8 protein-coding genes and 2 pseudogenes are annotated in these 7725 nt (G+C 69.8%); 3 read left to right on the forward strand and 7 right to left on the reverse strand.

Going from position 1 to position 7725, the window contains the following annotated elements:
• The coding region (locus ABZS54_RS41045) for a hypothetical protein (protein WP_355547956.1) at positions 1–260 on the forward strand (260 nt) is incomplete at its 5' end.
• Positions 261–418: 158 nt separating this feature from the next.
• Here ABZS54_RS41045 and ABZS54_RS41050 read toward each other — a convergent pair.
• Positions 419–1426 (reverse strand): stage II sporulation protein M, encoded by a 1008-nt coding sequence (locus tag ABZS54_RS41050; RefSeq protein ID WP_355547958.1) that lies wholly within the window; start codon positions 1424–1426, stop codon positions 419–421.
• A gap of 50 nt (positions 1427–1476) precedes the next feature.
• On the opposite strand from ABZS54_RS41050, the gene ABZS54_RS41055 reads away from it, so the two are divergent.
• Complete coding sequence (locus ABZS54_RS41055; RefSeq protein WP_355547961.1) at positions 1477–2478, forward strand: RDD family protein; 1002 nt, start codon at positions 1477–1479, stop codon at positions 2476–2478.
• On the opposite strand, the gene ABZS54_RS41060 is transcribed toward ABZS54_RS41055, so the two are convergent.
• Positions 2462–3067, reverse strand: a complete 606-nt coding sequence (locus ABZS54_RS41060) for a hypothetical protein (protein WP_355547964.1) — start codon at positions 3065–3067, stop codon at positions 2462–2464. The two genes, ABZS54_RS41055 and ABZS54_RS41060, sit on opposite strands and share 17 nt — an antisense overlap.
• Positions 3068–3076: 9 nt before the next feature.
• Positions 3077–3301, reverse strand: coding sequence for a hypothetical protein (locus ABZS54_RS41065; RefSeq protein WP_355547967.1), 225 nt, complete (start codon positions 3299–3301; stop codon positions 3077–3079).
• Here ABZS54_RS41065 and ABZS54_RS41070 point away from each other — a divergent pair.
• Positions 3285–3465, forward strand: a pseudogene (locus tag ABZS54_RS41070) (zinc-binding dehydrogenase); the annotation flags it as partial. The gene ABZS54_RS41065 and the pseudogene ABZS54_RS41070 sit on opposite strands and share 17 nt — an antisense overlap.
• A 9-nt stretch (positions 3466–3474) precedes the next feature.
• On the opposite strand, the gene ABZS54_RS41075 reads toward ABZS54_RS41070, so the two are convergent.
• The 4 genes and pseudogenes from ABZS54_RS41075 to ABZS54_RS41090 all read right to left on the reverse strand — a co-directional run.
• Entirely contained in the window at positions 3475–4239 is a 765-nt protein-coding gene (locus ABZS54_RS41075; protein ID WP_355547970.1) for an HNH endonuclease family protein, read from the reverse strand.
• Between the two features lie 151 nt (positions 4240–4390).
• Positions 4391–5839, reverse strand: coding sequence for an adenosylhomocysteinase (gene ahcY / locus ABZS54_RS41080; RefSeq protein WP_355547973.1), 1449 nt, complete (start codon positions 5837–5839; stop codon positions 4391–4393).
• 159 nt (positions 5840–5998) lie between these two features.
• Entirely contained in the window at positions 5999–6979 is a 981-nt protein-coding gene (locus tag ABZS54_RS41085; RefSeq protein ID WP_355547976.1) for a cation diffusion facilitator family transporter, read from the reverse strand.
• A gap of 142 nt (positions 6980–7121) precedes the next feature.
• Positions 7122–7725 (reverse strand): annotated as a pseudogene (locus tag ABZS54_RS41090) (mannose-6-phosphate isomerase, class I); the annotation flags it as partial.

Here is a 7725-nt window from a genome sequence, read left to right on the forward strand (position 1 = left end):
TCGGCGGCTTCGCTTTCCTCGCTTTCGGCTTCCACCGCGTTTCCGCGCTTTCCGCCTTCCGGACTCTAGCAGATCCTGCGACCCGCTTTTCGTCCGTTGCTTTCCGCCTTCGAAACTTTCGTTTCCCCGACTTCCGGCTCTTCGAGCTTAGCAGATTCGGTAACCCGTTTCCGCCACGCTCCGGCCGATTGGAAATTCCAAAACCACATGCACAAGAACAGCAAATAGCCCAACTCGTCGCGAATGAACGCGATCGATGATCGAGAAATTCGTTGGTGATGCTGCGGCAGGAATGCGATCCTTGACGGACGCCCCGCTCGACCCTGGCAGAGACTACCAGACCGTCGCGCCGTTGAACAACTTCGCGACAACCCTTCGAATCTACGTGTGCGGCCGGTGGACTGTCAAGATCACCTTTTCAGGCGATCATCGGCAGCTCGTCCGCGACGTCCGAGGATGCCACATCCCCCTGCTCTCCGGCGAATTCACCCCGGCGACCCAGGATCACCACGTATCCGAGGAACAGGCACTCGGCCGCCACGCCGATCGCGATGCGGCCCCAGGTCGGTAGTCCGGATGGGGTCACGAAGGCCTCGATGACGCCGGATACGACCAGGACCAGGGCCAGGCCGACGGCCATGCCCAAGGCGATCCGGCCCTCCTCGGCGATTGCCCTGGCTCGGGTCCGGGGGCCCGGGTCGATCACCGTCCAGCCCAGACGTAGACCCACGCCCGCCGCGATGAACACCGCAGTGAGTTCGAGCAGGCCGTGTGGCGTGATGAGGCCGAAGAAGACGTCCAGGCGTCCCGCGTCGGCCATCAGGCCCGCCGAGATACCGACGTTCATCGCGTTGCCGAAGACGATGTACAGCACCGGCAGACCGAGCATGATGCCCAGGGCCAGGCAGCCGGCCGTCACCCACGCGTTGTTCGTGGCCACTTGGGCGGCGAACGAACTCGCGGGGGCGCTGGAGTAGTAGGTCTCGAAGTCGCCGCCGGGGCGGGTCATCTGCCGGATGTCTTCCGGCGCGGCCACCGCGTCGCGGACCGCCGGGTCGTGTGCCACCCAGGCCGCGATGATCGAGGCCAGTGCGACGAAGACCAGCGCCGTGACACCCCACCAGCGGCGACTGCGGTAGACCGCGACGGGGAATCGAACGGTCAGGAACAGCACCGCCTCGCGCCAGGCCGGCGCACGGGGCGCGGTGACCGCCGAGCGAGCCCGCGCGGTCAGGGTGGAGAGCCGGCCGACCAGCACCGGGTCGGGTGCGGCGGAGCGGATCGTCGACAGATGGGTGGCCGTGCGGCGGTACAGCGTCACCAACTCGTCCACCTCGGGCCCCGACAATCGCCGCCGCCGGCGCGTCAGTTGTTCCAGGCGTTGCCACTCGTGGCGGTGTACCGCGACGAACACGTCGACATCCATACGGTGCATCCTCTCTGGGAGTGGCATCGACGCACACACTGGAGGTGGACGTGTCCGAGCTCGTCACGGGCGAAGCGGTCGCGCTCGACCTGCGTCCGGCGCGGTTGCCCAGCCGGGCGATCGCGATGGTGATCGACCTGGCCGCGCAGGTGGCTCTGCTACTGCTGGCGGTCTGGGTGGTGTCGTCGGCGGTTCCGGTCGAGGACGACGCGCTCGCATCGGCTTTGTTGTTGTCGATCGTGGTGTTGGTCGTGGTCGGGTGGCCGGTCGCGTGGGAGACCGCCAGTCACGGGCGGTCGCTGGGCAAGATGGCGCTCGGGCTTCGGGTGGTTCGCGACGACGGCGGGCCGATTCGGTTCCGGCACGCGTTGGTGCGCGCGTTGCTCGGGTTCTTCGCGGATTTCTGGACCACGTTCGGATGTGGCGCGGTGTTCTCGTCGCTCGCCTCGAAGGACGGCAAGCGGCTCGGCGACATGGCGGCCGGGACGTTCGTGGTGCGAGAGCGCACTCCCGGTGCACGGCACCTGCCGATACCGCTGCATCCGGCCGCCTCGGCGTGGGCGACCGGGATCGAGTTGTCCGGGCTGACCGACGATCTGGCGCTGGCCATTCGGCAATTCCTGTCGCGGCGTGGCGAGCTGGATCCGGCGATAGCGGCGTCGCTGGGCGAGCGGTTGACGGTGGATACCGCGAACCGGATCGAAATCGGGCCGCCGGCCGGAATGCACCCGGTGGTCTACCTCGCCGCGGTGCTGGCCGAGCGGCAGCGGCGGGACTGGGAGCGGTACGCGAGCGGTGCGCACGGTTATGCCGCCGACGTTTCCTCCCCGGCGCCGATGCCGGCACCGACGACGGCGCCCACCACGACACAGCCTGCGGGGCGGCCCTCGGCATGGAAACCGGTCCACGGGCAGGTCCCGCCGCCCCCGCCCGCGCCGACGCACACTCCGGCTCCGGCTCCGGCTCCGGCTCCCGAACCCCGGCCCGCCCCGGACGTACCGCACGCTGGTCCCGACCGGCCCGAGCGCCCCGGGTTCACCCCGCCGTCGTGATCCGCCTGTTCGGCGGGGTGTCGAGGGCTTCGAGCTCGATCCCGGGAGCCGCGAGCACCACGTCGCCGCTCAGGTGCACGATCGCGCGCTCGCCGGTGGCGAGGTCGTCCACCTCGTAGCGTTCGACGATCAGACCGTCGTGGGTTTCCACTGCCGCCAGGGTCCAGGACTGGTCCACGGTGTGTGCCGCCAGCACCGGTTCGGTCAGGGCGATCAGGCGCAGCCGCGCGGAGCCGCCGGGGGCCAGGTTCAGCAGGGTCGCGGTGGCGATCAGGAAGGCGGGTGAGCGGCCGGTGAAGCCGGCGGCCTTCGCCTCGGCCTCGGTCGCCGGCACGTCCAGGGTCGGATCCGCCGCGCTGCGCAGCCACACCACCCCGGCCCCGCCGTCCACGACCGTCGCGCCGCCGCGGACCCGCCAGCCGCCGGCGAGCGCCTCCAGGCGCAGCGGGCGGCCCCGCGCGTCCAGGGTCAGGTCGATGCCGCTTCCGGTGTAGCGCCAGCCGATCGGGCCGGGGGCACAGGAGAAGCGTTCCTCGCCGAGCGCGGTGCCGTCGTGCGGGTCGTGGAAGGAGTAGGTGCCTGAGGGCATGCGCGGACCCTACGACACTGCGGGTTCGCCGGCGGCCACCACGCGGGTGAGCAGGGCGAGGAAGGTGGCTTGCTCGGCGGAGTCGAGCGGGGCGAGCAGGTCGTCCATCGCGGCGTCCACCAGCGGTTCCTGCCGGGCCGGCCGCTGCTCGCCCGCCGAGGTGGTGGTGATCGCGTTCTTGCGCCGGTCGCGGGGGTCGGGGGTGCGGGTGATGTCGATGGCCCGGTTCTCCACCGCGTTCCCGAAGTCGTACGAGCGGCACCGGGTGGAGCTGTGGGACCTGGCGCTGTCGGGCCGACTCCGGGTCGCGAGTGCACGGGACGTTCGAGGACGCGGCGAAGGCGCACGCGGTGATCGAGGCGCGCGCCAACCTGGGCAAGGTCGTGCTGCGGCCGTAGGCGAGCCGGTCAGCCCGCACACTGGGTGAGCATCGCCTGCTTGTCCGCGTCGGTCACCGGCAGGTCGTACTTGATCGAGACCTGCGCGTAGCGGACCACGTACGAGCAGCGGACCGCCTTGTTCGGCGGCAACCACGTGGCCGGGCTCGAATCGCCCTTGCCGCCGTTGATCGGGCCGTCCACGGCGAGCAGGTTGAGCGGATCGTTGGCCAGTCGACGGCGTTTGTCGTTGTCCCACTGCGCGGCGCCCATCTGCCAGGACGCGCTCAGCGGCACCACGTGGTCTATCTGCACCGCGGACGCCTTGGCCTTGGTGAACACTATGTCGTTGCCGGAGTAGGGATCGGGCAGCGTCATGGCGGTCACGACGCAGCCTTTCCGGTCCTTCCACTGCGTCACCCGGCCGTCCCGCTTGAGGATGTCGTCGCGGGTGTCGCAGCTGTTCCTGCCGAACGGGACGTCGGTGACGCTGTCCGTCCAGGCCGGCCCGTACTTCTCCCGGCCGTAGCCGGTCTGCGGGCCGCGGCCTTTGGTGTTCACCCGCCCGATCAGCGCCCGGGCCCGGGTCAGGTCGGCTGCCGAAGTCAGCGGCGCCAGACCCGGCTTGACGCCTTCCTCGTTCTCCAGCGGGCTGACCGCGGTGCCGCCGGCCGGGACCTGGTTCTGCGCGGAGGCGGCCGTGGACGACTTCTCCCCTGCCGCGGGTTCGGCTTCGGAGCCGTCGCCCTGACAGGCCGTCAGCGCGGCCCCGGCCAGCAGGATGGATATGTACATGCGCCGTCGCATGCGACCGCCCCCCGAGGGATGTCGTGTGTCGTTGTTCGATGGTTGTCCGGCAACAGGCCGGGCGGCGCACGATCCGTGCGCCGCCCGGCCTGTCGAAATGATCGGTATCGGTATCGGTGATCGACACCGACGGTCGATGTCAGTAGCGGTAGGCGTCCGTCTTGTACGGGCCCTCGACCTTGACGCCGATGTAGGCGGCCTGCTCCTCGGTCAGCGTCGTGAGCTTGACGCCCAGCGCGTCCAGGTGCAGGCGGGCGACCTTCTCGTCCAGGTGCTTGGGCAGCACGTAGACGCCGACCGGGTACTCCTCGGGCTTGGTGAACAGCTCGATCTGCGCGATGGTCTGGTTCGCGAAGCTGTTGGACATCACGAAGCTCGGGTGACCGGTCGCGTTGCCCAGGTTGAGCAGCCGGCCCTCGGACAGCACGATCAGCTTCTTGCCGTCGGGGAACGTCCAGGTGTGCACCTGCGGCTTGACCTCGTCCTTGACGATGCCCGGGATCCTGGCCAGGCCGGCCATGTCGATCTCGTTGTCGAAGTGGCCGATGTTGCCGACGATCGCCTGGTGCTTCATCCGCTGCATGTCGGACGCCATGATGATGTTGAAGTTGCCGGTCGTGGTGACGAAGATGTCACCGATCTCGACGACCTCGTCCAGCGTGGTGACCTGGTACCCGTCCATCGCCGCCTGGAGGGCGCAGATCGGGTCGACCTCGGTGACGATCACCCGGGCACCCTGGCCGCGCAGCGACTCGGCCGAACCCTTGCCGACGTCGCCGTAGCCGCAGACGACCGCGACCTTGCCGCCGATGAGCACGTCGGTGGCCCGGTTGATGCCGTCGATGAGCGAGTGGCGCACGCCGTACTTGTTGTCGAACTTGCTCTTGGTGACCGAGTCGTTGACGTTGATCGCCGGGAAGAGCAGCGAACCGGCCTGGAACATCTCGTACAGGCGGTGCACGCCGGTGGTGGTCTCCTCGGTGACGCCCTTGATGCCGGGGGCCATCGCGGACCACTTGCCCGGGTTCTCCGCGAAGCTCGCGCGCAGCAGCGCCAGGAAGACCGTGTACTCCTCGGAGTCGGCGTCGGTCGCGTCCGGGACGGCGCCGGCCTTCTCGAACTCGACGCCCTTGTGCACGAGCATCGTGGCGTCGCCGCCGTCGTCGAGGATCATGTTCGGGCCGTCATGGCCGGGCCAGTTCAGCGCCTGCTCGGTGCACCACCAGTACTCCTCCAGGGTCTCGCCCTTCCAGGCGTAGACCGGCACGCCGCGCGGGTCCTCGGGGGTGCCCTCGGGGCCTACCGCGATGGCCGCGGCGGCGTGGTCCTGGGTGGAGTAGATGTTGCAGGAGACCCAGCGCACCTCGGCGCCGAGCGCGACGAGCGTCTCGATCAGCACGGCGGTCTGCACGGTCATGTGCAGCGAGCCCATGATCCGGGCGCCTGCCAGCGGCTGCGACGCGGCGAACTCGCGACGGATCGACATCAGTCCGGGCATCTCGTGCTCGGCGAGGGTGATCTCCTTGCGGCCGAACGCGGCGAGGGAGAGGTCGGCGACCTTGAAGTCGCCGTCGAGCTGCGAAGCCATTTTTTTGGATCCTCTGCGGAGGGGTGGATGGGACTGGAGACGCACCGGAGCCGCGGGCGCCGATGCCGTGCCATCCAGTCGGACACTTCTGTGCCTACGGGTCCCGGACCCGACCGCCCTCTGCAGCGACTGTCGTAGTGCGTCACCGACGTTAACACCTCAGTGCTCGGCGGCGTGAGGGTCCTTGCCCCCGGGCGTGGCCTCGGGATCGGCGCCGCGCGCGGCCTCTTCGGTGCGGTATATGTCCGGCTCCAGGTAGACCACCCGGGCGATCGGCACGGCCGCACGCACGCGCGCCTCGGCGGCGTCGATCGCGCGGGCCACCTCGGCCGCGGTGTCGTCGTGGTTGACCGCGATCTTCGCGGCGACCAGCAGTTCCTCCGGGCCCAGGTGCAGCGTGCGCATGTGGATCAGCCGCTCGACGTCGGGGCCGGCCATGATGGCCGTCTCGATCGCCCGGACCGTCTCCACCCCGGCCGCCTCGCCGAGCAGCAGGCTGCGGGTCTCCATCGCGAGCACGATCGCGATCAGCACCAGCAGCACGCCGATGCACAGCGTGCCGATCCCGTCCCACACACCGTCGCCGGTGGTCACCGCGAGGCTGACCCCGACCAGCGCCAGGACCAGGCCGATCAGCGCGCCGAAGTCCTCCAGGAGCACGATCGGCAGCTCGGGCGACTTGGCCCGGCGGATGAACTGCGGCCAGCTCAGCGCGCCCCGGTGTTGGTTGGACTCGCGGATCGCGGTCCGGAAGGAAAAACCCTCCAGGACGATCGAGAAGAGCAGCACGCCGACCGCCCAGTACCAGCTCTTCAGCTCGTGCGGGTGGGCGATCTTCTCGTAGCCCTCGTAGATCGCGAACATGCCGCCGACGGAGAACAGCACGATCGAGACCAGGAAGCCGTAGATGTAGCGCTCGCGGCCGTAGCCGAAGGGATGCTCGGGTGTGGCGTCGCGCTGCGCGCGTTTGCCGCCGACCAGAAGCAGCACCTGATTGCCGGAGTCGGCCAACGAGTGCACGCCCTCCGCCAGCATGGACGAGGACCGGGTGATCGCGAAGGCCACGAACTTGCCCACCGCGATACCCAGGTTCGCCGCCAGTGCCGCGACGACCGCCTTGGTTCCGCCACCCGCGCTCATACGTCGACTCCCACCCGTTGGTTGACCATCGTCGTCACCGGTCGCCGGCTGCCGCTCGTCGGCGATCAGTGTGCCATCGGGCAGCCGTCTACCCCGGGAAGCTTGCGTTACCGCGGCCCCCGCGTCGATCGCCCGACGAGGCTCAACCACACGGGACGGTCGCCCGGAAGACCAGGCCGTCGTCCCCCTCGACGGTGACCGCGACGCGCGGCTCACCCGCGCGAACGTATACCGATTGGCCGCGGGCCAGCTCCAGCGTCGCACCGTCCGCGCCGGTGGCGGTCGCGCCGCCGCGCACGCACAGCAGGATCTGCGGGCCGGCGGTGTCCAGCAGGTACGGCGCGCGGCCCGAGGTCGTCCGCAGCCGGGAGAGTCGGAAGTCGGCGACCTGGGTCGCGTAGACCTCCTCGCCGGGGTCGGCCTCGGTCGGCTCGGGGCCCAGGATCTCCACCGGTCCGGCCCGGAAGGCCATGATTCGCAGCAGTTCGCCCACGTCGATGTGCTTGTCGGTCAACCCACAGCGCAGCACGTTGTCGGAGTTGGCGAGGATCTCGACCACGACGCCGTGCAGGTAGGAGTGCGGCATACCGGCCGCGAGGAAGACCGCCTCGCCCTCGCGCAGCCGAATGTGGTTGAGCAGCAGCGCGACCGCGACGCCCGGGTCGCCGGGGTGGCGCTCGGCCAGGCCCGCGACCGCGGCGCACGCCTCCGCGTACGGCGATCCGTTCGCGGCCAGCCGGCGGCAC

The organism is Embleya sp. NPDC005575, assembly GCF_040605455.1.
In the GTDB taxonomy this organism is placed as follows: domain Bacteria; phylum Actinomycetota; class Actinomycetes; order Streptomycetales; family Streptomycetaceae; genus Embleya.

Coding starts and splice junctions, on each gene's coding strand:
- ABZS54_RS41060 (WP_355547964.1), bottom strand. CDS start 3,067: ATGCCCTCAGGCACCTACTCCTTCCACGACCCGCACGACGGCACCGCG.
- ABZS54_RS41075 (WP_355547970.1), bottom strand. CDS start 4,239: ATGTACATATCCATCCTGCTGGCCGGGGCCGCGCTGACGGCCTGTCAG.
- ahcY (WP_355547973.1), bottom strand. CDS start 5,839: ATGGCTTCGCAGCTCGACGGCGACTTCAAGGTCGCCGACCTCTCCCTC.
- ABZS54_RS41050 (WP_355547958.1), bottom strand. CDS start 1,426: ATGGATGTCGACGTGTTCGTCGCGGTACACCGCCACGAGTGGCAACGC.
- ABZS54_RS41085 (WP_355547976.1), bottom strand. CDS start 6,979: ATGAGCGCGGGTGGCGGAACCAAGGCGGTCGTCGCGGCACTGGCGGCG.